Origin of the sequence: Methylotuvimicrobium buryatense (assembly GCF_005931095.1) — a bacterium.
In the GTDB taxonomy this organism is placed as follows: Bacteria; Pseudomonadota; Gammaproteobacteria; order Methylococcales; family Methylomonadaceae; genus Methylotuvimicrobium; species Methylotuvimicrobium buryatense.
The window spans coordinates 721,651-747,576 of sequence record NZ_CP035467.1 but is presented as its reverse complement, the minus strand read 5'-3'; the positions used below and the strand labels follow the sequence as shown (position 1 = coordinate 747,576).

The following is a 25,926-nucleotide window of genomic DNA, read 5'->3' as shown; positions in this document are numbered from 1 at the left end:
CGGCTACTTATCCGACACAAGGAAGTGTCGACGAAGGTATACCTTCCCTGTTTCCTCCCTCATAGATTTAACCGGTTCGCCAATTCCGGAGTGGATTAACGAACTTACCCACCTTAGTAATCGCCTTTTAGTTTCGACTTACCCGGCATAGCAAACCGTGCCGTAGCGTAAAAGACAGCGAAAGGATTGACGATCCCACTTAAGATTCACCCAACTTCAGACAGTTAATCGCGCTGATCGTGAGGATTCAACCGTACTTGCTCAATGGCCTGATTAATTGCTTCGGCGACCTCTTTTTCCATCTCTTGATATGTTTTTTCGGTAAGATAAGAACTTTTATCGACCATGCTACGCACATAGCAAGCAGGTAAGCGATTCAACGCAAGACAGGCAACATCATCAATAAAATCTTGAGTCAACGGCTCCTTGGTCTTTTGAACAATATTCCAAAGCTGGTCAACGACTAACCTTTCATAATAATTATTAATGTTTGGCATACTCATCCTTATCCTCTCAATTTATAAACGGCTAATTATCTGCGTTAGCTATTTTGCGCGTTAAATAATAGTACAAATCTCAAACTAAAGCTTTCATCCTAAAAAGCCGCCTTAGATAATAGCGATTCAATACTATTTGACAAAACCCTCAAATGAGCATAAAAAGAACTCAATGGTTTCGAACTGAAACCATTGAGGATGCGGTAAAAAATAACTTCCCCAGTGGTTCCCACTCTCTGCATCACTGCCATTAAGTTAACGGAAGCCCGTCATTCCGGCATGGATTGCCGGAATCCAGTTGCCATGGATGGCAGGCTTTTTCGGTTCCTACGGTCCTCCGTGGGAACCCATACCTTGGCTGCCGAGGCAAGATCCACGCTGGAGCGGTGGAAACGAGAAAGAGTCTGAATGACGGCAATCTTTAGCCACATGACGGCTTAACTTAAAGGCCGTGACGCTCTGCGGGGGAATGATAGAAAATCGGAAAGTTATTTGCACCCACATCCTAAGATCCTGTCTAATTTAATGAGAGGTCAACACATGAAAAAACATCTATCGATTGTATTATCCGGGGTACTTTGCTCATTAGCCACTGCCAGCTTCGCAGCGGAACAAGCAGTCCCTTTCCCCGAAGGCTACCGAAACTGGCTTCACACCAAGAGCATGTTGATTCAACCGGGACACGCATTAGAAGACCCCTTTCAGGGGATCCATCATATCTATGCCAATAAGTTGGCTGAAGACGGCTTGAAAACCGGCAAGTATAAAGACGGCGCGGTATTGGTTTTCGACCTGCTCAATTATGTCGAAAAAGATAAAACGATAGAGGAAGGCGATAGAAAACTAATCGGCGTCATGCTCAAGGATGCCAAGAAGTTTGCCGACACCGGCGGTTGGGGCTTCGAAGGTTTTGCCGGCGACAGCAAAACCGAAAGACTGGTTACCGATGGCGGTCAGTCCTGTTTCGGTTGCCACGCCCCTCAGAAAAAAACCGATTATGTGTTTTCGGAGTTCCGCAAATAAAGGATAATTTTCAACCCATAAACCACGGACGACGCGGCTTCGGCGAATCACTCCCCGTGTTTAATGCCAATCATTTCGCGTCGTCCATTTACCAATACATTACCTTACCCATATTTCCGGATATCGTTCAGCCGAAATAACTGATCGCCCCCATCAGCGGGGTACGCGGATTCAGCGATAATTTTACCGACACGGTATCTAGAAAACCGCTGAAACGGCCCTTGGCTTTAAATGCTTCGATAAACTTGCCCGACTCCAATGCCGACCGAATTTTAGGGCCAATACCTCCCCCGATAAAAACCCCGCCGGTCGCGAATGACTTCAAGGCCAGATTACCGGCTTCGGCACCGTAAAGCTCTATAAAAATCCGGATGGTTTCGGTACATAAGGGATCTTCGCCGTTGATGCCTAATCTTGAAATAATCGCATTACGATCGCAGCCGTAGACACTCGGATAAGCACAGTCAGGAACCGCTGGACAAGCAGGAGCGAAACGGTTTTCGACCAAAAAGTCATAAATATTGCCGAACCCCATGCCTGAAACGAGCCGTTCGAAACTCACATGCCCGTTATATTTTTTTCTCAAAAAGTTCGATAGCTGATCTTGCTGAACGGTTTGCGCGGCAAAGTCGCAATGACCGCCCTCGGTCGCTATCGGATGATGGCGCGCTCCGTCCCAATACAATATTGCTTCACCGAGACCTGTTCCCGCTGCAATCACGGCCATATTTCCGGCTTGCGATTTGGCGTTAGGGTTCAATTCCACCCAATCTTTTTCGTCCAGACACAGCATGCCGAGCGCCATCGCTTCCAAATCGTTTAATAAGCGTACTCGATCGGTGCGTAAGGTTTTTTTCAGTGCCTTAGCATCGAGTTGCCAGGGCAGATTGGTCGGCTCGCAGCGCTGCTCGATAACAGGCCCTGCGACGCCGAAACAGGCCGAATCGACCTTCACGCCCGCCGGTAAGAATTTATCTAATACCTCATCGAACTCTGGAAATTCAACGCTGCTGAAGGTTTGTTCTTGTTGCAACGTAATCAAGCCGTGTTCATTCTTGCTCAATAATGCCAAGGTCGTTTTGGTCCCTCCGATATCGCCTGCCAGAATCATTGTGAATCTCCTTGTTTTGTTTGATTATTATTTTCAAGTAGATAAATCAACGCATCGAGCATGCCGTTAGCGACTTGATGCGGAGGCAGCTGATAAAACGCCTGCCAAGCGAGCGAAACGACCTCTTTGTAATTATCCTTAGCTTCCGGATGAAGCTTGAGCCAACAAAGTCTGACCGCGTGACCGATGATAATATCGGTCACCAGGGTATCTTCGATTCTAATCGACGGATTGTCGCGAAACACGAAAGCCATTGCGTTTAGGGCTTCGACGGTCAACTGCCGGTAGACCGGTGCCTGAATCTTATTTAGCAAATGATTGACATGTAATTTGAAGCTTTGTTCGCCCGACGTCATTTGCGCTAACGTCGTTTCGCTATCCAACCGTCTCTTGCTGCTGAGTTTATCACCGATCATCAAGCCTTGACAGTGATGCAAAATATCCCAAACACCCGTAAAAAAACTTTCGCTTTCCCGACCTAGACTACCCCGACGTTCGCGCCAGTTATACCAGTCTTCGGCTTCGCCGAAATATTCAGGGTCCATTTTTGGCGAAAAGCGTGCGCAAGTCAATTCCTGACATTGACCGACATAATTTAGCGTTTCGACTCGCTCGAATTGATATTGCGTATTGGTGAAATCCTCGAGAGTCTCACGGACTTTTTGCAACAACTGATAAGGCGGCAAGGTCAAGACTTCGTTATAAGCCTGATCCAAGGTACAGTTCGAGTCCTTTTTTTGGCGCACCAAAATCAACTGCAAAATATGCCCGACACGAATCGTATGCATATCGGCAAATAGCTCCGGCTGGTACTTGATCAGCATACCGAGATACAGTATTAACTCCTGAATGATGATGTGCTCACTAGCGTCGTGAGTATCATTATAAGTACGGATAATCTCCAGAATCTCCGACGAGTCGGCCGGGCGCTTCAAAGTCGCCTTACCGCTGTAGGCCCGACCTACCGTTAATTGATGCTGATGCACCAAAATTTCGGTAGCCGCCTGCTCGAGATCGATATCGTATTTACCTAGTAAGCCCGCGCTACGACGAATGATATCCCAAACCGCAAGATCGCCCGCGCGGATATAGACCTCTTCGAGCAAGCCGCGAATCCGGCATGGATTGCCGTCGGCATCCTTAAGCCCGGTGTCGTAATCCAAACCATGACGCCCAGCCAGTAACACAAGCGCTTCCAATTGTGCATAGAGATTGGCGCTCGCGGTCAATTGTTCGATCAACGCTTCATCGTCACTGATTTCCCAAGTGATCGTAACAAAAATATTCAAAGGCTCCGGCGGTTCGGTATCGATCGGCAAAATCAGAAAACAAGGCCGTTGCGGCTTGTCCCAAGAGGCCTCTGAAAACTTGAAATCGTGTAAATAATCGATCTTTTCATAACTTGAGCTTTCGGCCAATTTCGATAGCTCGCCGAATTTAATGGGCGTGCTGTTGATTTGCCCGCTTTGCAACTCTTGAATAAACTCGATCAACACATCACGATCGTCATCGCTGAGCATATTATATTTAACAACCAACACAAATAACGGATCACCCGTTGTGCCGTCCCAATTTTTATGAATGTAAGACAACTCCGAGCGTAAGCGCTGAATCAGTAAACGGTTGTCCATGGCTAAGTAAAAACCCTTTTGATTCAACAATTGAGGTAAAAACACCAACCGTTCGTTGGCCATCAAATAAATTCTGGATGTCGCCAGGGTTCTTAATTGCCGTAGCGGTCTTCCGGTTAAACCATGATTATCATTGCGTCCGATATTCGTATAGGCTGCAGCCAATTCGCTCGCGTCGCGAATTTGGATAGGCGAAATTTCCGCCAGCGTTTGGGTGTCGATTCCCCATGCCTTCAAATCGGCTTGAATCGTTTCATCCTCGGCAATCACCGCAACCTGCAAGGTGCAATCGCAGGTTTTCTCGCGAATATTATGCCGACCGAGCGGGTCGATGTCGTCGATCGCTAATAACCCGTCTTCTATCAGGTTTCCAAGAATGAACAAACCTTGCGCCCAAACCAATGGAATGTTTTCGTTCGGAACCCTGTCTTGACTATTAGGATTCGCTTTTTCGGCGTCGATTGCCTCTTTCGGTACGATATACAGTTCGGGCAATAATTGCCGCCCGTTTTGTTCGACTAGGAGCGCATCCAGCTTAGCCCTGTATTGCGCCGCCTCGTTATTATTGCCCGCATACAAATTATTCAGCAGCAGGTAACAAAAAAACAACGGCCACTCGCATTCGATGTCCATAAATTGCTTTAATTCATGCGGCTCGTAATGCAGGCGGCTCGGGTCTTCCAGTTCGGTTTGGTGGCCGTCCAGCAAAAAACGCTTACAGCCGTATCGGCCCTCAAGTTTTTCACGGATCAAGGCCTCGGTACGGTTTTTCAATTCCTGATTGTCGACCGCGAAAGCCGGAAAACCGGTAATGCTCAATACCGCCGCATCCACTTCCTTGGATAACGACTCCCTGGGCAGCAAAGACTCCAGTGCGTTACGGGTGCGGGCGATATCATCGCTGATCACATGAATGACCGAGTTTTGCCCTCCCATGGGGCCAAACAAATTGAAGCCGGACATCGCCTCAAGCGCGGCCTTGGCCATGCCGATCGAGCTAGCGTTCAACTCGGCGATGCCCCGATTAATTTTGTTGCCGCGTTCCCAAATACCATAATCGGGAGTCCGGTAAGCCCGGCTGATGTAGTGCACCAAATTCTGCACGAAATTGACTTCGTCGATCGTAAATACGATGCGCAGCCCCGATGCAGTCATTTGCGCCAGCATCAACAAAAATAACGACGTGGCATCCAACTGCAAATGCCCCCATTCGCTGTCGCCGACCACCACTTCGCCGGTTTTTAGATCGTACTTGGCATGCAGCGCATCGAGCGGATCTTGCGTTTGTTTAAACATTTCGACTTTATGGGCTTGGCGCATCATTGCTACTAACAGCCCGCGCATTAGCTTAACCACGCTTTGTTCAAGCAAATATGCCTTACCGTTCGGTTCGCCGGATTTTCGATAAGCTAAAGCCAAACCCCAAGGAGCAAGGATGCTATAAACGTTATCGCGAACCCAGGCGTCGTTGTAATTACCGTGAACGTTGTTTGCGGTACTAGCCGGCAGTAAGCCGCTGATCCAGTCTTGTCTATTTAAAATGATATCTCGCACTTCGTCGAAATAGGCATCCAATTTTTCAATTTGCAATTTGTTCTTCATGAATTTTTTCCGTGTAACGAACACAATCTTTTGGATCGTAACTATTTAGCCCCCCGGCAATTAACGTTCTCACGCTCTGCGTTGGAACGCCTGAGTAGCTCTGCAGTGACACAAGACGCTAGAGCGTCTCGGTCTTCATTCCCACGCCGGAGCGTGGGAACAATAGGGGGGTTGTGAATAATTACTTGGGACCTGCTTTTTACTTTAACTTAAAGCCATGCAATCAGACGATTTTATTTTTGGGATGAATCAAGCAAATTATATTCCTTACGACTCGAAAGTCTTCTTATCACCAACCGGATTCTGCTAATCTGTTCTTCTATTTCAAGTTTCGGTGTAAAACTTTGTTGCAAATAGACGAGTATCTAATAAAAGAATGTCTATCCGATAGAGGCTGGTATCGGCTGTATCACGCCGTGCGCGTGCAAGATCGCAAGGAAGTGACGCTTAAATATCTGGAGGAGAGTCATCCGAGCGACACGATGCTGGCATGCTTTCGCAGTGAATTCGGCATGCTGAAGCGCGTGGCGATGCCGGCCGTTATCGAGGGCCTGGACTTGTTGAATCACGGCCGGCGCTTGATTTTGGTGCGCGAATACTTTAATGGGTGCACATTACGGGAATATGCGGCCGGCCTGGCATTACCGGTTCAGGAAGCATTTGGCTTGATTTTCGAACTCATTGAGTCGATCGCCGCGATACATCGGCACGGAGTCGTTCACGGCAACTTAAACCCCACCAATATTTTGGTCGACCCGAAACAAATGCAGTTGAAATTGCTCGGCTTCGGTCGAGCCGCATGCGCCTTACAAACCCGTGCTGAACCGGAGGCGCCCTATCCGAGCGAGCGTGAGATCGATTATTTGGCCCCCGAACAAAGCGGTCGGATGAATCGCGGCATCGACGGTAGAGCCGACATCTATGGGCTCGGAACGATCGTATTTGAATTGTTTACCGGCCGCAAACCGTTTATGTCGCCGGACTCGATCGGCGCGATTCACCGCCATATCGCCCATGAGGTCCCCGATCCTAGGGAATTTTGTCCTGACTTGCCTGATGACCTGGCGCGTATCGTCATCGGAATGCTCGCTAAAGACCCTGAAGAGCGTTATCAAAGAGCGGACGAGTTGTTGTCGGATCTTTCGCTCTGCCGACAAGCGTTGTGCAAAGGCCAGAGCATGGAAAGAACCATGCCTTCCGTTTTTCGGAACCCGCGGCAACTCTATGGACGCGAAGCCGAGTTGGGGCAATTGGAAGCCGCCTTGACTCAGGCACGGCATGACAAGGCCGTTCTCTGCCTGGTGACGGGCCCCTCGGGCGTCGGTAAATCGCGCTTGATCGAGTCATTCAACCAACAAAGTCTGCCGGCCGATTGCTATTTCATCTCCGCCAAATGCGACCAATTTCAAAATAATCCGCCGGCGCGCTTGTTTCATGACGCATTTAGTCTTTTACTTAAGCAAATATTGGGCGAAGAAGACGAAGCGTTGGCGATCTGGCGGCATCGCCTATTCGAGCAACTGGGAGACGAAGCGGCAGCCGTCATCGAGTTGATTCCGGAACTCGAGCTGTTGTTGGGGGCGCAACCGGCGCTTGCCGAATTGCCGGCAGCCGAAAACAAGGTTCGTTCATTGCGGCTGTGGTTACGCTTCGTACAGATCTTTTGCCGGCCGAACCGGCCTCTGTGCGTATTTCTCGATGACCTGCAGTGGGCCGATCCGGCGTTGTTCGAGTGGTTGGCGGCGATGTTGTCGGGCCTAGAGCACCTGTTGTTGATAGCGGCGTACCGCGGCGATGAAGTCAATCCGGGCGATAGAGTGATTGCGCTTGAAAACAAATTTCGCGACGAAGGCGGCCGGGTCGAAACGATCGAGTTGAATGCCTTGCCGATGCCGGCCCTGACCGCGATGATGATAGATTCAATCAGGCTCGAAAAGAAGACGGCCGACGAGTTATGCGCTTCGATCCATCTCAAGACGCAGGGCAATCCCTTCTTTTTCCTACAATATCTGCGCGAGCTTCAGCGAAACAACGTCTTGCACTATGATGCCGGAACCGGCCAATGGCGCTTCGATCGCGAAAGGCTTTGCGCGGCCGCCATCAGCGACAATGTCGTCGACTTCATGACGAAGCGGGTCGGCAAACTCGACAAGCCGGTGCGTGAATTGTTGAAAATCGTCGCCTGCATCGGCTGTGCGGTAGATCCCGACACGATTGTAACCGTGTTCGGCGAAAACACCTTGCCGTATAAAAATTTGGCCGCAGCCGAAACGTTGGGCTTGCTGCTCAAGCAGTCCGACATGGCAGAAAAAAACAAGGCGCGCTATTTTTTTTCGCATGATCGAGTGCAGCAAGCCGTCCATTCGTTATGCTCGGAACACGAATTGCTCGGCAATCGATTGAAAATCGGCCGTTTTTGGGTCGATCAAGCCAGAATGGGGCATGACAGGTCTTTACTGTCTCAGGCGGTCGACCATCTCAATGCGACTCTACCGTTGATCGACGACGCCGGCGAAAGAAGCCGGCTCGGTGCCGATAATTTTAAATTGGGACTGTGGACCAAGCATCGCGGCGCATTCGAACAAGCCTTACCCTATCTGCGCCATGCCTCGGAATTGCTTGCCGATCGACTACCGAGTTTCGGCGGTTTAGCGTCGGTGCTTTGGCAACGCGCCGAATGCGAACATCTATGCGGTCATCACAAACAGGCCGAACGGCTTTTCGAACAGGCCGTCACACTGTCTCGCTCCGAACTCGAAAAAGCGCGCATTTTCGAATTGATGATTCAATTCTATGCCGATCTAGGCCGATTCGACCGCGCGTATCGAGTCGGCCGACAAGCGGCCGCATTGTTCGGAATCGATCTACCGAAGCGCTTCAATCGCTTGAGTTTTCTGGCTGAGTTCCTGGCGTTGAAGTTCCGTTTACGAAAGTTCACGACCGACGATTTGCTCGATTTGCCGGCAGTCGCCGATGCGAGAATGGACATCGCGATACGCCTGCTGTCGGCTACATTGAAGGTCGCCTATCAAATAAGGCCGGAATTATGCGCCGCGATTTCGGTGAAACAGGTCCATCGATGCCTGAAGCACGGCAACAATGCCGAGGCCGTGATCGGCTACATGGTATTCGGCGTGATTTTTCTGGGCGGCGTGTTAGGCAATCATCAAGCAGGTTACGATTATGGACGTCTGTCGTTGAGCTTGCTGGATAAATATGCCAATCAGCGGCAGAAGGCCGAAGTCAATTTCGTATACGGTTATTTCGCGAATTCATGGACTCACCCCGCCGTCGACACCGAAACCTATTGGCACACCGCACTCGACGCAGGTCTGGAAAGCGGCGATTGGTTTCACAGCGGCTGCGCCTGTTGCGGATTGATACAAAGCCAACTGATGCGAGGCGTGCCGCTCGATGTAATTTGGCAGGAAAGCGAACGGCTTCTGGCGATACTGAAACGCATCGACGGCCGCGAGCATTCGGGCGTCATTGAAGGCATACGCCAAGCGATACGAAACTTGCGCGGCGATACCGATGCGCCGACATCGTTCGGTTCTGCCGATTTCGACGAAACGGCCTTCGTCGAAGCGTTGGCCGATTACCAGGGCAAACGCATTAAAATTACTTTCCTAACAGCAATTTAGCGCGGTAGCGATCGTTCCAGGCGGCTTTGAGTCTTTTCTTTTTCATGCTGAGTTTAGATTCCTCTTGCTGGAACAGATTGACACAGATATGCCGGATGGTGGTCATAATCGCAGCGGCATTACCTTTTCGAATTCGGTTGTCATCTTCTCGAAAGACCACGTCTAAGCGCCAGTGCAATTGGTTTTCAATACCCCAGTGATGGCGCACAGCCCGCGCAAATAGCTGCGCATCGGCTTTAATGCTGTTAATGAAACAACGCTGCTCGATTGTTACTTTATCGCCGATGTGGCATTCGCGCTCCACGAAGCCAATGCTGCGTAATTCTTTCCAGAGCTCCGTTTTCGGGAGCGTACAAAGCTCCTCGGTAATCCAATAACGGCGGGTTTCTAAACGCCCATGGTCGTTGTCGATTTCTTCGTGATAAGCGTATTCGACGTGGTTAAAATTCGCTTGCTTGGCCGTGTTGAAAAAATCCTCGACGGCTTCATGCAATTCGCCTTGATTGCCTTTCAGGCCCAAACAGTAATCACCGCCTTGATCGACGATTTGCTCAGCAATCGTGCGCTGGCAGCCCATGGCATCAATGGTCACAATACAACCTTTAAGTTCTAGCAAAGCCAATAGCTTCGGGATTGCGGTAATTTCATTCGACTTTTCTTCGGTCGCTTCTTGGCCGAGCACTAATCCATTCGCACAACCCCAGGCGCTGACCATGTGCAACGGATTTTGGCCGCGTTTGCGGTCATGCGAACGGCGTGCGGTTTTGCCATCTATCGCAATCACTTCATCGGGTATCACTTCGCGAATGGCGTTCACCCAATCTATAAAGCAACGTTGAAATTCTTTCGGTGACAATCGAGAAATGACATACGCCAAGCAATCATGCGATGGAATGCCATTCTTTAACGGTACAAACTGCCTTAACCAATCTAATTTATTATGGCCAAACTCTTCAATGGCTTCCCAACCCTCAGCACCGCTTAACGAGGCGCAAACAGTGAGTACAATGATATCCATCAACTGATGAAGTTTCTTACGTTCAATTCGGGGATCAGTCACGTTGGAAAAGTGCTTAATTAAACTGCAGTCCGTTGGTAACATACGCAAAATTCCGATACGATACCTCTAAACTCTATGTTTTAACAGTATTTTTAATGCGTTTGCCCTGGGCCGATTACGGTTCGCGGCATTTTGCGCATTATTATTACGTCAACAAAATGCAGAGTTTGTATCTGTGGGGCGATGACGAGCGAGCCATGGGCACGAGCCGCGACTCATCGGCCTATCTGAAAGATTCGGCCGGCATGCTGCATGCAGCGGAACACCATTTCTATACAGCATTGATTCTCGCCAAACGTTATCCCGCGATGCCTCGCATCGAACGTTTCCGTACCTTGTGGATCATCCGGCGCACCGAGAAAAACTTTAGGCGCTGGGCGCGGCGCTGCCCGCAAAATTTCCAGAGCCGTCTTTTTATGCTACAGGCTGAAATTTACCGCCTGCAACGGAAACCGGCACCGGCGGCATTGGCCTGTCAACAGGCTGCCTCCGACGCCGAACTCAACGGACAATTGCATTTGGAGGGCCTTGCGAATGAATTGGCCGGGCGCCTTTATCGAGAACAGGGGCAGGAGCGGCTGGCCCGGTTTCATTTCGAAGAGGCGGCTTATTGTTACCGGCGCTGGGGCGCGACCGGCTATTTGCCGCACTTCAACGAGCGCTATGGCTTGACCCTGGCAAACCGAGCCGGATCGCCGCCGCATGACATCGGACATCGCTGGGATCTCGAAACATTGCTCAAGGCCGCCGAGACGATCGCGGCTGAACGGCGCTTGCCGGATTTATTGCAAACCTTGATGAACATTGTGATCGAAAACGCCGGCGCGCAACGCGGCGTTTTGTTGTTGCAGGAAAGCGGCGGGCTCTTCGTTCAGGCCGAAGCACGGATCGATTCGAAGGACATCGAGTTGATGCAACGCTTGCCGCTGGCATTAGCAAGCGACTTGCCGCAAACGGCGATCAATTATGTCTCGCGCAGCCGGGAAACGGTCATCTTGGATAATGCCGGGAAAAGTCCAGTCTACGGGCGGGACAAGGTGATCATCGAGCGCCGCGTACGTTCCCTGCTATGCACGCCATTGTTGCTGAGCGGCGAACTGCAAGGCGTACTCTATCTGGAAAACAATGCGGCGGACGCCGTTTTTACCGAGGAGCATGTTTTTTTGTTAAGGCATTTGAGCGGCCAGATCGCGATTTCGATCGATAACGCTCAGGGCTATCGCTTGCTCGAAGACAAGGTCTCCGAACGCACCAAGCATATCGAAAAGCAGAAAGCGGCGCTGAAAGAAAAAAACAGCGAATTGGAAGCACGTAACGCCACGATCGAAGCGCTCAACGAACGCTTGTTGAATGAAAACCGCGTGCGCCGACTTGCCGAAGCCGATTTACAGAAAGCCAACGAGGAATTACAGCGCCTGGCGACCATGGATAGCTTGACCCAAATCGCCAACCGACGCTGTTTCGACGACTATCTCGCCCAAGAATGCCGGCGTCTGGAACGTGACAATGCACCGCTGGCGCTGATTTTATGCGACATCGATCATTTCAAGCTTTTCAACGACCGTTACGGTCATCAGGCCGGAGACGAATGTTTAATTAAAGTCGCTCAGGCGATTGCCGGCGCATTGCGCAGGCCGACCGATCTGGCGGCGCGCTACGGCGGCGAAGAATTTGCCGTGGTCATGCCTCGTACCGGCGCACCGGGCGCGCTGCAAGTCGGCAAGCTGATACAGCAGGCGGTAGCCGACTTGCAAATTCCGCATCTAGGCTCCGAGGCTACCGGGTTCGTCACGGTCAGCATCGGTATCGCAACCGCGACTCCGTTTCACAAATGTCCGCCCGAGTCCTTGATCAAGGCCGCCGACGCTGCCCTTTATCGTGTCAAAGAAAACGGCCGCAACGACATCGATCTGCAATCGGTTGCGTGACTGCCGTTTGCTATACCCATCGTAGCAACAATTCCCAGTTTGAGCAGTTTCGCCGATTTTAGGGTGTGGGGTATGCCTGTCGAGGAATACCGTAAACCCATCCATCGGGGACTTGACGGTAGCGATCGAACGCCAGGGATTGGCGTGAATTCGGATTTTGCATGGAGCAAAATCTGCCCTGCTGCCGACATCCTCGCTGGCCACACCCCATACCTTTTACTCTTAGACGGTTTTTCGATCAAAAGGGAGTAGATAAGGGATCGCACACCCCGGCGCCTCCTCAGGCGCTACCGAAATTTGAAGTGCGAAAGGTATACTTCATGGTTAAACTGCCGAATTTAGGTTAATTGTTCCGGCTTAAGTTGGAGGCCAATCGAACTATCGCGCCCTTCCGCTCGGAAGTCTCATTGTTCTCCTTCTGGTAAAATGCGCGCTTCGATTCAGTCGGCGACGAGGATAACAGTGGCAGGATACTTACCGTTTATCGGGCGGCAATGGCCTCTTTTGGGGTTCGGGTTTTTCACGGTCTTTTGGGGGAATCTCGGACAGTCGTTTTTTTTGAGTTGGTACGGCGCCGATATCCAGCAAACACTGAGCCTTTCGGCATCCCGCTACGGCGGAATTTATGCCTTGGCCACGGTCGCGAGCGGTGCATGCATCATGCTATTGGGCGGCTTGTTGGACAAATGGCGTATCGGTTTCGTCGCGGCGCTAATTGCCGTTACGCTGATGGCGGCCTGCGTGTCACTGTCCTTCGCCGATTCGGTACCGGCGTTGGCGGTCGGTTTTTTTCTAATACGCCTGTCCGGACAGGGCTTGATGCCCTTGACTGCGCAAACGGCAATGGCTCGTTCGTTCAATGAAAATAGAGGCAAGGCCATCAGTATCGCGCTGAGCGGCGTTCCGGCAGGAGAAGTCATCATGCCTGCGCTTGCGGTGTCATTGATTGCACTTTTCGGCTGGCGGCAAAGCTGGCTGATATGGGCGCTGAGCATTCCACTGCTATATTTGCCGTTGACCTATTGGTTTTTGCGCTGTTCGAAGACAAGTTCCAAGGAAGAGCAAATATCCGCCGATCATTCAAGTCCCGGCAAATCTGCCGGCCGGCTTGAGGTACTCAAGGACTGGCGGTTTTGGTCGACCTTGCCGGCAGTATTGTCGGGGCCTTTCATGCTCACCGGTATTTTTATCCAACAGGGCTTCATTTTGGCACAAAAAGGCTGGAGTCCTTCCTGGCTGGCCGGCAGCTTCGTGGCTTACGGTATATTGCATTGGCTAAGCTCGATGCTGTCGGGCCTCTTGGTCGATAGTTTCAGTGCAAAACGTTTGCTGCCCTATATTATGCTACCGCTGTTTCTATCGTTAATTAGCTTGGCGTGTCTTGACGGACTATGGGTAGCACCATTATTCATGAGCTTTCTGGGCATTTCGATCGGCATGATGAATACCGTCATCAGTGCGCTTTGGTCCGAAGTGTACAGCACCGCCAAGCAAGGTACGATTCGCTCGATGATGATGTCGCTGATGGTTCTCGCCTCTTCCGTATCGCCTTGGCTGTTCGGCTTGTTGATCGATGCCGGAGTCGACAGCTTCGGTCTTTTTATTGGCTCGGCAATCGCCGTGCTGCTGGCAGGACTATTGGTCTTGCCGGCTTATCCTCCTATAGCCCGAAAATAAGCGGAAACAAACAAGTTCGGCAATGGCTCAGTCTGAAATGTCATAATCGATGAATAAAAATTCACTTTATCTAGTTGGCGCGATTGCTACCGGTTTTATCTTTAACCGAGGGCATGAATTCTCATTTTTAATCAAGTATCTTTTGATGATCATGTTGTTCTTTCCATTGCTGAAAGCTACCGTACCAAGGGACGCGGCCGTCTATAGCCATGCGATGAAACTATGCTTAGTCATGGCCGGGACGAGTATTGCCGCGTATTGGCTAATAAAGAGCTTGGACAGGGATCTGGCAACGATCGCTTTTTTGCTGATCGCCACGCCGACCGCGACGGCAGCGCCCATGGTAATTCGATTGCTGAACAAAAATGTGACTTATGTAATTACCGCCGTGGTCACGACAAATTTATTAGCCGCACTGTCGTTACCGTTTATCCTGGATTTTATTCATCCCGGAGAACGTAACATTAACCCCGGCAACATGTTGCTGGCGACAATGACGGTCGTCGGCATACCGTTGGTTTTAGCCCAACTCATTAGAGCGTATCGCATTCAGTTGGCGAATAAACTCACAAAGATTAACAAGCTACCGTTTTTGATTTGGCTATTGGTTATCTACCTTGCCACGGCAAAGGCTTCCGAATATTTGTACAGCCATCACGTTCCATCTCTGATGCTCGGAAAGATTGCTCTTATTTCCCTGCTTACATGCGGATTCAATTTTTTGATAGGCCATTATGTAGGCGGCGTAAATTACGCCGTGGAAGGCAGCCAGTCGTTAGGCCAAAAGAATACGATGTTTATGTCCTGGATCGCTCTGGAATACGTTTCCCCGCTTGCAGTCTTAGGCCCGGTTTGCTATTTGGTTTTTCAGAATCTTTATAACTCGGTCTTGTTAAGCAGGAATAAGCACCCAAAACCCGTTGGTTAATGAAGGATACAGACGGCAAAGATATAAACCTAAATTCGGCAGTTCAACCATGAAGCACATGAAGTTAACGAAGTATTTCAAAAGATTACCGAAACATTCCTGCTAACTTTTCGGGTGAGCGAAAGTAGTACACAAACGAATGACAAGTTATTGAATTAAACCTATTATTCTTCATGATCTTGATGGTGAAATGCTTTTTTAGGATATAACTGTACCTGAGACCCGATCAAGGCGAGGCGCATTACGAATTACTCTTGAACCAATATCCAGGGCTTGACGACGACAGCCCAAACTTCCGTATTTGCTTGGTACCACGTTAAGGCTTGTTGATCGGAGACCTGTCCGACTTGCCGCGAATTTAACCACTGCTCTACCTGGTCTTTATTGTCTGAGGCTATTTGATAGGCTGCCTCGACCAAATCCAAGCCTTCTGAGACGTGAATCGCCAAACCCGATGCGAAAAAACGCTGCAACTCTCTCCAGGGGATTTGCGAGGTCTCGAGATTAAGTTTAGCTTTGGCAAGTTCGTGTTCGGCAGTTGTTAGCGTAGCTGTCATAAGATCGAATATTCAAGATAGAATTGAATTAATCGCAATCGCGATATACCTTTCGCACTTCAAATTTCGGCAGTGCCGGAGGAGGCCTCGGGGTGCTCGGTAAAGGCTTTGCCAGCATGGAGCTGGCATAGAGCCTACATGGACGTATTCACGGCGTCCTTTGACGGGCACCCCGAGGCCGAATTTTCATCTACGATGAGTATAAATTAATGATGTAGTCGAAAAATCAAGCTGTTATTCTATACCATTTATAACGAAGCGTCGCCCGCTTAACCTACCGGTTTTTAGATTGCGAACGCACAAACATAGCGAGGATATTTTTATGATCGGATCTTTTTTTCGTAAATCCAAATTAAAAGCGGCTATCAGTCATGTCAATAAAGCCCGAAAAAGAGAAGGCGCTGAGGCGGACCATCATTTCGACAGCGCTTATAAAGGTTTTAGCGAGGTAATCGATAAGGATCTACTGTTTACCGAAACCTTATACAACTGGGGCTTTGCGCTGTTGCATCAAGCCAAAACGAAATCCGGCGACGAAGCAGTCAAACTTTACCAGGATGCTATCGAAAAATTTTCATTTTGCCGCATGATCAATGCCGATTCATTGGGCGCGGCAATCGACGGCGGCGTCGTCTATATGGACTTGGCGCGGCTAAAAGGCGCAGCGCCGAAAGACTCCCTGTACGACAATGCATTAGCGTTGTTTCAGGAAGCGAACCGGATACAATCGGGCTCGGCATCCTATAATCTGGCTTGTATTCATGCGCTACGCAACGACCAAGAAGCGTGTTTGAGCGCACTGGAAGATTCACGCGACCACGGCAGTTTGCCGTCGGTCGACGACATTCTCGCCGATTCCGATCTCGATAACATGAAATCGCATCATTGGTTTATCGATTTTGTCGAGTCCTTGAAAGTGCCAGAGGAACCGGAACCGACTCCCGAAGAAAAAACATCCGAACCGGAAGTCGAAGCATCTTCGCAGCAGCCCGCAGCCGAAACAAAAGAACCGATCGCCGAACCGGAAAAAGCTGTCCCAGTCCAGGAAGAACCCGCTACCGTCGAAACACCGACTGAGGAAGAAGACAAAAAATAATCTCTATCAACACATCTTGTGACCGGTTCGGAACAACACGCGCGAATTGCTCTGAACCGTTCACATCTAAGGGTGAATGTGACCCTTAAATTGGCTACGTTCGCGTTTATATTTGAAGTAAACACTACACCACCAATCTCTAAACTTGAAGACTGTAGGTTACACTGTGTGCACCGCAGAAAACCCACCCGTAGCTTAACGTGCTCTCATGTTTTGTCTTTTCCGTCATCAGTTACGCACAGCGGACCTAAAATCACCTCTGAAAATGCGCTCATCAACCTCTGAGACATACAACCATTCAACGCGCTTCTTTTGTAACCGCGAGATTAATACCAGTCCTGACACAAGGAGTGGGTAGGCACTACATTTGTTAAAGCTGGTTTTAGCCCGGCACAAGTCCGAAATTACACACCGAATCAATTTATGCCGATTCAGGCGTGGAAATTGCATCACTGTTGTTACAGCAGTCGTATGATGATTTATCGCATGCCAAAATGATCGAAAATAAACGGAGATATCAAAAGCACTATGATATCGCGCTAATCCGAAAGTCATTAACTCGCTCCATCTTTGTGCGCAGGCACCAAAATAGAGCGAACCGTTTCAGCGCATTACCCGTTTTGATTTAGCATCATACGCCCGAAAAGTATTCGCCGCTGCTCGTTTCGTTTTTCGCTATACCCGGAAATCGGCTCAATCGAATAGGCTTTATAGGATAATATCATGACAATTCGCGTGGCCATCAGTCACAAAACCGCTTATCTCTTCGACCGCGCCGTCTCGTTGTCGCCCCATGTGTTTCGCCTGAGACCGGCAGTGCATTCGAGAACTCCCATCAAGGGTTATTCGCTGCGTATCGAGCCCGAAGATCATTTCATCAATTGGCAGCAGGACCCGTTCGGAAATATTCTGGCTAGGGTCGTGTTTCCGAAAAAAACACGGTCGCTCAAAGTTGAAGTGGAAGTAATCGCCGACATGACGGTTATTAACCCATTCGATTTTTTTGTCGAGGAATATGCGCAAAAATTTCCTTTTCAATACGATAAACAATTGGCCCGGGAACTGACGCCTTTTTTGGAAGTGACCGAAGACGGCCCTTTATTAAAACAATGGGTGGCCGATTTTGATTTGACGCCACGTAACATCAACGATTTTTTGGTCGATTTAAATCGCAAGGTCTTCAAGGATGTCAGCTATAACATTCGCATGGAACCCGGCATTCAAACGCCCGAACAAACGCTCGAAAAACGCAACGGTTCGTGCCGCGATTCAGGTTGGCTATTGGTTCAGATTCTAAGGCATCTAGGACTCGCCGCGCGCTTCGTCTCCGGCTATCTGGTGCAATTGACCGCCGACATGAAATCGCTCGACGGGCCGTCCGGACCCGAACACGATTTTACCGACTTACATGCTTGGGCCGAGGTTTACGTCCCGGGAGCTGGATGGATCGGCCTCGACCCGACCTCCGGATTATTGGCCGGCGAAGGACATATTCCGCTAGCTTGCACGCCCGATCCGGTCAGCGCGGCGCCGGTCACCGGCGCGACCGACAAGTGCGAAGTCGAATTCGAATTCAGCAATACGGTCACGCGCCTACACGAAGACCCGCGTGTCACGAAGCCTTATACCGACGAGCAATGGTATTTTATCGATGCGCTCGGCCAACAAGTCGACGCGCAATTGCTGCAAGACGACGTGCGCTTGACGATGGGCGGCGAGCCGACCTTCGTGTCGATCGACGACATGGAAGGCGCGGAATGGAATACGCGTGCGGACGGTCCGCATAAACGCGAGCGCGCCCAAGCCTTGACCAAGCGTTTGCGCGACGTGTTCGCGCCGGGCGCGATGTTGCATTACGGCCAAGGCAAATGGTACCCAGGCGAACCTTTGCCGCGTTGGCAATACGGTATCTTTTGGCGCAAGGACGGCACGCCGATTTGGCGCAACCCTGAATTATTAGCCGATATCAAAATCGATTACGGACATGGGCCAGAGCACGCCAGGCAATTCATCGAACACCTGACCGGCCGTTTAGGTTTGACGGGCAAACACATTTCCCCGGCCTACGAAGACGTTTTTTATCACCTTTGGCAAGAAGAGATGCTGCCGGTCAATATCGACCCGCTGCAGTATCGCTTAAAAGATCCGGTCGAACGCAAAACGCTGGCTAAATTATTGGATACCGGCTTAAATCAGCCGGCCGGTTTCGCGCTACCGGTTAAATGGAATTGGAGCAAACAATCCTGGCAAAGCGGTCCATGGCAATTCAAACGCGATCAGTTGTTTTTGATTCCGGGTAATTCGCCAATGGGTCTACGCATGCCTCTCGATAGCTTGCCGTGGATCGCTCCGGAAAAACGCGAAATAACCCATGAACGCAGTTTGTTCGAGACGCTGCCGGAACTGGGCGATTATTACGGCGAAGTCGCACAGCGATATAGCCATTTTGAACAAATCGGGGCTATCCATCCGGAAATCCAAGAACAAAGCCCGCCTGCCGACGACAAGGACATCGATCTCATAGAAGTGCCTCATACCGCAATATGCGTCGAGGCTCGCGAAGGACGGGTCCATGTATTTCTGCCGCCTTTGACGATGCTCGAGCATTACCTGGAATTGATCGCGGCAATCGAAGCGACCGCCGACCAATTGTCGATTCCTGTCGTACTCGAGGGCTATGAGCCCCCGCGCGATTACCGAATCGAACGTTTGATGGTCACCCCCGACCCCGGCGTCATCGAAGTCAATATCCATCCATCCCGAAGCTGGAAGCAATTGGCCGACAATACGCATATTCTGTACGATCAGGCGCGCCAAGTCCGCTTGGGTACCGAAAAATTCATGCTGGACGGGCGCCATACCGGCACCGGCGGCGGGAATCACATCACGATCGGCGGCGAAACGCCGGCCGATAGTCCTTTGCTACGCCGGCCCGATGTATTGCGTAGCTTGATCACTTATTGGCAACATCATCCGGGGCTATCGTATTTATTCTCCGGTATGTTCATCGGTCCGACCAGCCAAGCGCCGCGTGTCGACGAAGGCCGCGATGAAAAGCTTTATGAACTGGAGATCGCGTTTCAACAAATCCCCGAAGGCGAAGCGCCTTCGCCATGGTTGATCGATCGCTTGCTGCGGCATTTGCTGACCGATATTACCGGCAACACACACCGAAGCGAGTTTTGTATCGATAAACTGTATTCGCCGGACAGCGCTTCCGGACGTCTCGGTATATTGGAACTGCGCGCCTTCGAAATGCCTCCGCATGAGCGCATGGCGCTGGTTCAAGCCTTATTGCTGCGCTCGCTCGTTGCTTGGTTTTGGCGCGAACCTTACCGGCATAAATTAGTTCGCTGGGGCACCGAACTGCACGACCGTTTTTTATTGCCGCATTATGTCAGAGAAGACATGCGCCAAGTCGTCGACGATTTACAACGCGCCGGCTACCCGTTTCAATTGGACTGGTTCGACCCCTTCTTAGAATTCCGCTTTCCGCATTACGGCAATACGGTCGTCGAAGGCATCGATTTGGAACTGCGTTTTGCGATCGAACCTTGGCATGTTCTGGGCGAGGAAGTCAGCAATACCGGCACGGCGCGTTTCGTCGATTCGTCGGTCGAACGATTGCAAGTAAAGGTAACCGGATTGACCGGTTCGCGTTATGTGTTGGCTTGTAACGGAAGGCATGTTCCGCTCAGAAATACCGGGCGTAAAGACGAGTTCGTTGCCGGAATCCGCTACCGGGCCTGGCAGCCGCCATCGGCGTTGCATCCGACCATAAGCCCGCATACGCCACTGGTATTCGATATCATCGACACTTGGAACGGGCGCGCGGTCGGCGGTTGCACTTATTATGTCGCCCACCCGGGCGGCCGCAGTTACGAGACCTTCCCTGTCAATGCCTATGAGGCCGAGGCCAGAAGGATTACCCGTTTCTGGAATTACGGCCATACGCCGGGCGAGATTGAAAGGCCGCCGGTCATTTTGCCGTCCGATAGCGGGGTCAGTTTCATACCTCATAAGGACCCGCCAAGACCGATGGCGCCACCGCCCGAGGAGCCTAATAAAGAATATCCGTACACGCTCGATTTAAGACGGCGATATTAGGATAGCGAGTGTTGGATGTGTTCAAGAACAAAGCAATAATCACCATGAAGCTCATGAAGACAATGAAGAAAAAGACTATAAGATCAACAGTGTAATTTTTCATGTCGCTTCATGATCTTACTGTGAAAGTTCGCGGATTTGAAATCTTAATCTAGTTTTTCGATATTCAACACAATGCCGGTTCCGAAGAGGGGGCGGTTGCTCGATCGACAGGCGTCGGCGGCAGGGAGCTGCCGTCGAGCCTACATGGACGTATTCACGGCGTCCTGTCGGGCGAGTGACCGCACCCTCTCCACCAGAGAACTTTCATTTGCCGAGACGATGGCTAGACCTTCATGAACGATATGGTGAAATAATTTTTTCCAGGATACTGTAACGGAGCCTTTGTGACCCGACTCGATCGAATTAGCCTATGAATAGCGTTCTCGCAAAAGAAATCGGTGCTCAGCACTACGCCACACAACTGACCGGCTACGATGAAATGTATGCCAATAAAGGCAAGGTACTGCCTTATTGGGAACATTTCATGAAATCGATCGAGCAAATCGGCCGTGACGAATTGGAGCACCGCCGCCGCGAAGCCCAGCGTTTACTGCGTGAAAACGGCGTAACGTATAACATTTATACCGACGCGCAAAGCCTGAGCCGGCCATGGAAGCTCGACCCGATTCCACTGCTGATCAGCAGTGAAGAATGGGCCGTGATCGAGGCAGGTTTGATACAGCGCGCCGAATTATTCAACCTAATATTGAAAGACATTTACGGCGAGCAAAGCCTACTGAAAAAAGGTTTATTACCGGTCGAACTGGTTTACGGTCATGAAGGTTTCCTAAGACCCTGCGTCGGAACTTTGCCCGATACCGAGCGACAATTATTTCTATATTCCGCCAACTTGGCTCGAGGACCGGACGGGCGCATGTGGGTACTGGACGACCGTACTCAGGCGCCTTCGGGAGCCGGCTACGCGTTAGAAAATCGGTCGGTAATGACGCGCGTACTGCCTGATTTGTTCGGCGAATCGCAGGTTCATCGTCTTGCCGGCTTTTTCCGCGCGCTCCGAACCGGATTAGCAAACCGCTCGCCGACGTCCAGAGCCGATTCCAGAATCGTCGTGTTGACGCCGGGTCCTTTCAACGAAACCTATTTCGAGCACGCTTATTTATCGTCGCAACTCGGTTACACCTTGGCGCAAGGCGACGACCTAACCGTCAGAGACGGACGGGTTTGGCTAAAATCGGTGCAAGGACTGCAACAAGTCGACGTCATCTTACGGCGCGTCGACGATTCGTTTTGCGATCCCTTGGAATTAAAGTCCATCTCGCGCTTGGGCGTCGCCGGGCTATTGGAAGCGGTCAGGCGCGGTAATGTCGCGGTCGCCAATCCCTTGGGCAGCAGCGTTTTGGAAAACAATGCCCTATTGGCTTTTTTACCCAGACTGTCGCGCCATTTGTTAGGACAAGAATTACTATTGCCGTCGGTAGCCACTTGGTGGTGCGGACAACGCCGGGAATGTAATTTCGTACTGGAAAATCTCGGGCGCTTGGTGATTAAACAAATCGACCGTACATCCGGTATTCACGCAGTATTCGGCGCCAACTTAAGCTCCCAGGAAAAAAGCCGATTACGCGCCGCAATTCTGGCAAAACCTTACTTGTATGTCGGGCAGGAACAGGTCGGTTTTTCAACGGTACCGGCTTTCGTAGACGGGCAAATCGCGCCGCGTAATGCGATTCTGCGTAATTTCGTCGTCGCCAGTGAGGATGGTTATCAAGCCATGCCCGGCGGCTTGACGCGGGTTTCGCCCCTCAAAGATAATTTGGTCGTCTCGAACCAGGCCGGCGGTATCAGTAAAGATACTTGGGTGCTGGCGGATCAGCCGGATCAACAAGTCAGTATTTGGCTACAACCGCGCCGAGATCATATTGTCGAGGCGATCAACGAACCCTTGCCGAGCCGGGCCGCAGATAATTTATACTGGGTCGGCCGTAATCTGGAACGCATCGAAGCCGCGGCGCGGTTGCTCCGAACCGTGCTGCAAAGATGGCGAGAAGCTCAGGATTACACTGAATACAGCGATGCCGACTGTCTCAAAACCTTATTACGCGCGTTAACGCATGTCACGGTGACCTACCCGGGGTTTGTAAAAAGCGATCCGTCATTATTGACGAATCCATTGCCCGAACTAACGGCATTGGTCAAAGATGCCGAGCGCCACGGTACGATTCCTTCAAGCATTCATGCCTTTACGCAGTCTGCTTTTAGCATCCGAGACTTATGGTCGCAAGATACTTGGCGCAGTATCGACGACATCAGGCATTGCTGGCGTGCCGGAACATTCAATCAACCTCTGGAAATCGGGGCTCTACAAAGTAAATTAGACGATTTGATTTCAGCGATCGTCGCATTTACCGGCTTGACCAGCGAAAGTATGACCCGTGAAGCCGGTTGGTTGATGTTGGACGGCGGACGTCGCCTGGAGCGCTGTTTGTCATTGATTGCATTGCTGCGCGCGACGGTCGTGATCAAACAAGAGGAAAGCACCCAATATCAATTATTGGAAGCGGTATTGATGACGACCGACAGCCTAAGCATTTATCAACGACGATACCGGTCGTTCGTGCAATTACCGATGGTTTTGGAGCTGCTGGTGCTCGATCAAACGCATCCTCGTTCGCTGGTCTATCAGCTTAATCAACTTTACGACTATGTCAAAGCCTTGCCTCGGGAGCGCGGCAAGGTGCGCATTAGTGCCGAGGAAAAGCTGGTGCTCGAGGCGTTTACCAAGATACGCCTAATCGATATCGCCGCGTTGACCAAAAGTCAGGGAGACAGCGTTGTCTATTCGGCTCTCGAAGAAGTACTAGCGGATACCTCGAAGTTAATGTGGCGTACCTCGGAAATGATCGCAAAAGCCTATTTCAGTCATGCCGAAGGGCCGCATCAATTGAACCCGACGCAACTGGAGGACGAGTTGTGAAATATCGCATTACCCATATCACGACTTACCATTACGCTCATGAGGTCGGGCTTTGTCAGAATGAAGCCCGATTGCAGCCGCGCGATTTTCCGAGGCAGCAATGTTCGGACAGCCGTTTCGATATCAACCCGGAACCCTCGGACTTTCAGGAACGGCTCGACTTTTTCGGTAATCGAATCGCTTATTTCGCGATTCAAAAACCTCACTCTAAATTAACTGTCACTGCCGTGAGCGAGGTTGAAGTGCTGACGGAATCCAATCAAGTCTTTCAAGACAACACTATAAGTTGGGAAGACGCCAGGGACAAATTGTCCGCCAATCCGGCTCAGCAAGCACAGAGTCAATTAACAACGGGGCACGGTTCTTATGAAGCGCTACTCGAAGCCAGGCAATACACGCTCGACTCGCCCATGGTGACATCCGGAACCGAGTTAGGCGATTACGCCCGCCAATCGTTCACGCCCGGAGCTCCGCTGATCGATGCGGTGACCGACTTAATGGAGCGCATTTATCAAGACTTTACTTACGATCCGTCCTTCACGACGATTGCAACGCCGTTGGCCGATGTCATGCGGCATCGACGCGGCGTCTGCCAAGATTTTGCGCATCTGGCGATAGGCTGTTTGAGATCGCTCGGTTTGGCGGCCCGTTATATCAGCGGCTACATCGAAACTTTGCCTGCACCGGGCACCGAAAGATTGGTCGGCGCCGACGCATCGCATGCCTGGTTTGCCGTATTCGTGCCGGGCAGCGGCTGGCTGGAATTGGACCCCACCAATAACAAACTCCCGGCCGATCAACATATCACGCTGGCGTGGGGACGCGACTATGCCGATGTCACTCCGCTAAAGGGCATTGCATTCGGCGGCGGCAGGCACAGCCTGTCGGTTTCGGTCGATGTGCTGAGGCTAGAAAGTTAAGGAATATGCACAAAATAACTTCTACAAGCATTAAGCATTGTGGCGGTTCGGTGACTCGCTTGACAGGACGCCGTGAATACGTCCATGTAGGCTTGACGGCGGAATCTGATTGCCATGAATGGCATGAATGCAGATTTTGCATTACGCCATGGATGGCGTGTATTAGGGCACCAACAGTAGGCGCTTTAGGCGATGCAGGGCAGAAAAATGCTCCTGCATTTTCTGCATTCATTACATCCATGTAACTCAGCAATTGCCGAGGAGCAAAAATCTGCAAACGCCATGGATGGCGTGAATGCAGATTTTGCAGGAGCAAAAATCTGCCCTGCCGCCGACACCTGTCAATCGAGCCACCGAACCCCCTTTCCACATTTGTCGAAGTTATTTCATGCTCGTTCCTAAAAACGTGCGGATGATTTCACTTCATATTACTTAAAGGAAAACCAATGAGTACCATACATCTAATTGGCGGAGAAAAAGGCGGAGTCGGTAAATCCGTCGTTGCCCGATTACTGGCGCAATATATGATCGACCATGAAATCCCGTTCATCGGTTTCGATACCGATCGCTCTCACGGTTCTTTGCTTCGTTTTTATGCCGACTATGCGTCGCCTACAATCGTCGACAACTATGAAAGCCTCGATAAAATCATCGAAACCGCGGCCGAAAACCCGGGGCAGCAAATACTCGTCGATCTTGCCGCGCAAACGCACTATCCCTTGTCTAAATGGCTAGAGGAATCCGGAGTACTCGAATTGGCCGAAGAACTGGGCGTTACCATTCAATATTGGAATGTCATGGACTCGGGCAAGGATTGCGTCGACCTGCTAGGGAAACTTCTGGATCAATACGATGCCAAATTAAATTACGTCTTGGTTCTGAATCAACTTCGGGATGGAGATTTTACTATTTTGGAACAATCGGGCATCAAAGAACGAGCATTGGGATTAAATGCCAAATTGATGACCTTAAAACGCCTGCATACACCGGTCATGACCAAAGTCGATGCCAACAGCTCGAGTTTTTGGGCGGCTCAAAACAAGAGCGTCGACAATCCTAATGCCTTGGGCTTACTGGAAAGGCAACGCGTCAAAACTTGGCTAAAACAGGCTTATACCGAATTGAAATCGATTGGTATTTGAATGCGGCAAAAAACAGACACCCATGA

General features: G+C 50.7%; 15 protein-coding genes. 10 read left to right on the top strand and 5 right to left on the bottom strand.

The window, feature by feature from the left end:
* Nucleotides 1-224: 224 nt before the first annotated feature.
* Complete coding sequence (locus EQU24_RS03490; RefSeq protein WP_235726405.1) at nucleotides 225-503, bottom strand: late competence development ComFB family protein; 279 nt, start codon at nucleotides 501-503, stop codon at nucleotides 225-227.
* A 534-nt stretch (nucleotides 504-1,037) separates the two neighbouring features.
* Here EQU24_RS03490 and EQU24_RS03485 point away from each other — a divergent pair.
* Nucleotides 1,038-1,520 (top strand): cytochrome P460 family protein, encoded by a 483-nt coding sequence (locus EQU24_RS03485; protein WP_017840833.1) that lies wholly within the window; start codon nucleotides 1,038-1,040, stop codon nucleotides 1,518-1,520.
* Between the two features lie 127 nt (nucleotides 1,521-1,647).
* On the opposite strand, the gene glk is transcribed toward EQU24_RS03485, so the two are convergent.
* Both glk and EQU24_RS03475 read right to left on the bottom strand, forming a co-directional pair.
* The gene (glk, locus tag EQU24_RS03480; protein ID WP_017840834.1) at nucleotides 1,648-2,631 is read right to left on the bottom strand and encodes a glucokinase; all 984 of its coding nucleotides are present in this window, start codon (nucleotides 2,629-2,631) and stop codon (nucleotides 1,648-1,650) included.
* Complete coding sequence (locus EQU24_RS03475) at nucleotides 2,628-5,864, bottom strand: phosphorylase b kinase regulatory subunit alpha/beta (protein WP_017840835.1); 3,237 nt, start codon at nucleotides 5,862-5,864, stop codon at nucleotides 2,628-2,630. Before EQU24_RS03475 ends, glk begins: the two co-directional genes overlap by 4 nt.
* A 344-nt stretch (nucleotides 5,865-6,208) precedes the next feature.
* Here EQU24_RS03475 and EQU24_RS03470 point away from each other — a divergent pair, with 344 nt between their 5' ends.
* The gene (locus tag EQU24_RS03470; RefSeq protein ID WP_083877708.1) at nucleotides 6,209-9,508 is read left to right on the top strand and encodes an ATP-binding protein; all 3,300 of its coding nucleotides are present in this window, start codon (nucleotides 6,209-6,211) and stop codon (nucleotides 9,506-9,508) included.
* Here EQU24_RS03470 and EQU24_RS03465 read toward each other — a convergent pair.
* On the bottom strand, nucleotides 9,486-10,610 hold the full coding sequence (locus EQU24_RS03465) for an ISAs1 family transposase (protein WP_017840837.1): 1,125 nt from the start codon (nucleotides 10,608-10,610) through the stop codon (nucleotides 9,486-9,488). The two genes, EQU24_RS03470 and EQU24_RS03465, sit on opposite strands and share 23 nt — an antisense overlap.
* A gap of 53 nt (nucleotides 10,611-10,663) precedes the next feature.
* Here EQU24_RS03465 and EQU24_RS03460 point away from each other — a divergent pair, with 53 nt between their 5' ends.
* The 3 genes from EQU24_RS03460 (at nucleotide 10,664) to EQU24_RS03445 (ending at nucleotide 15,101) form a co-directional block, all read left to right on the top strand.
* On the top strand, nucleotides 10,664-12,496 hold the full coding sequence (locus tag EQU24_RS03460) for a GGDEF domain-containing protein (protein WP_017840838.1): 1,833 nt from the start codon (nucleotides 10,664-10,666) through the stop codon (nucleotides 12,494-12,496).
* Nucleotides 12,497-12,958: 462 nt separating this feature from the next.
* The gene (locus tag EQU24_RS03450) at nucleotides 12,959-14,173 is read left to right on the top strand and encodes an MFS transporter (RefSeq protein WP_138767070.1); all 1,215 of its coding nucleotides are present in this window, start codon (nucleotides 12,959-12,961) and stop codon (nucleotides 14,171-14,173) included.
* Nucleotides 14,174-14,222: 49 nt separating this feature from the next.
* Entirely contained in the window at nucleotides 14,223-15,101 is an 879-nt protein-coding gene (locus EQU24_RS03445) for a bile acid:sodium symporter family protein (protein ID WP_014147198.1), read from the top strand.
* Nucleotides 15,102-15,349: 248 nt separating this feature from the next.
* Here EQU24_RS03445 and EQU24_RS03440 read toward each other — a convergent pair whose 3' ends face one another.
* Nucleotides 15,350-15,658, bottom strand: coding sequence for a DUF2288 domain-containing protein (locus EQU24_RS03440; RefSeq protein ID WP_014147197.1), 309 nt, complete (start codon nucleotides 15,656-15,658; stop codon nucleotides 15,350-15,352).
* 322 nt (nucleotides 15,659-15,980) lie between these two features.
* Between EQU24_RS03440 and EQU24_RS03430 the strand changes: the two genes are divergently transcribed.
* The 5 genes from EQU24_RS03430 (at nucleotide 15,981) to EQU24_RS03405 (ending at nucleotide 25,900) form a co-directional block, all read left to right on the top strand.
* On the top strand, nucleotides 15,981-16,754 hold the full coding sequence (locus tag EQU24_RS03430; RefSeq protein ID WP_017840840.1) for a TPR end-of-group domain-containing protein: 774 nt from the start codon (nucleotides 15,981-15,983) through the stop codon (nucleotides 16,752-16,754).
* A 723-nt stretch (nucleotides 16,755-17,477) separates the two neighbouring features.
* Entirely contained in the window at nucleotides 17,478-20,861 is a 3,384-nt protein-coding gene (locus EQU24_RS03425) for a transglutaminase family protein (RefSeq protein ID WP_017840842.1), read from the top strand.
* Between the two features lie 412 nt (nucleotides 20,862-21,273).
* Nucleotides 21,274-23,838, top strand: a complete 2,565-nt coding sequence (locus EQU24_RS03420) for a circularly permuted type 2 ATP-grasp protein (RefSeq protein WP_017840843.1) — start codon at nucleotides 21,274-21,276, stop codon at nucleotides 23,836-23,838.
* On the top strand, nucleotides 23,835-24,758 hold the full coding sequence (locus tag EQU24_RS03415; protein WP_017840844.1) for a transglutaminase family protein: 924 nt from the start codon (nucleotides 23,835-23,837) through the stop codon (nucleotides 24,756-24,758). The genes EQU24_RS03420 and EQU24_RS03415 overlap by 4 nt, the downstream gene beginning before the upstream one ends.
* Nucleotides 24,759-25,204: 446 nt before the next feature.
* Nucleotides 25,205-25,900 carry a P-loop NTPase family protein gene (locus EQU24_RS03405; RefSeq protein ID WP_017840845.1) on the top strand — a complete coding sequence of 232 codons (696 nt, stop codon included), beginning with the start codon at nucleotides 25,205-25,207 and terminating at the stop codon, nucleotides 25,898-25,900.
* Nucleotides 25,901-25,926 lie beyond the last annotated feature (26 nt).

Coding starts and splice junctions, on each gene's coding strand:
- EQU24_RS03490 (WP_235726405.1), bottom strand. CDS start 503: ATGAGTATGCCAAACATTAATAATTATTATGAAAGGTTAGTCGTTGAC.
- EQU24_RS03485 (WP_017840833.1), top strand. CDS start 1,038: ATGAAAAAACATCTATCGATTGTATTATCCGGGGTACTTTGCTCATTA.
- glk (WP_017840834.1), bottom strand. CDS start 2,631: ATGATTCTGGCAGGCGATATCGGAGGGACCAAAACGACCTTGGCATTA.
- EQU24_RS03475 (WP_017840835.1), bottom strand. CDS start 5,864: ATGAAGAACAAATTGCAAATTGAAAAATTGGATGCCTATTTCGACGAA.
- EQU24_RS03465 (WP_017840837.1), bottom strand. CDS start 10,610: ATGTTACCAACGGACTGCAGTTTAATTAAGCACTTTTCCAACGTGACT.
- EQU24_RS03460 (WP_017840838.1), top strand. CDS start 10,664: ATGCGTTTGCCCTGGGCCGATTACGGTTCGCGGCATTTTGCGCATTAT.
- EQU24_RS03445 (WP_014147198.1), top strand. CDS start 14,223: ATGAATAAAAATTCACTTTATCTAGTTGGCGCGATTGCTACCGGTTTT.
- EQU24_RS03440 (WP_014147197.1), bottom strand. CDS start 15,658: ATGACAGCTACGCTAACAACTGCCGAACACGAACTTGCCAAAGCTAAA.
- EQU24_RS03430 (WP_017840840.1), top strand. CDS start 15,981: ATGATCGGATCTTTTTTTCGTAAATCCAAATTAAAAGCGGCTATCAGT.
- EQU24_RS03425 (WP_017840842.1), top strand. CDS start 17,478: ATGACAATTCGCGTGGCCATCAGTCACAAAACCGCTTATCTCTTCGAC.
- EQU24_RS03420 (WP_017840843.1), top strand. CDS start 21,274: ATGAATAGCGTTCTCGCAAAAGAAATCGGTGCTCAGCACTACGCCACA.
- EQU24_RS03405 (WP_017840845.1), top strand. CDS start 25,205: ATGAGTACCATACATCTAATTGGCGGAGAAAAAGGCGGAGTCGGTAAA.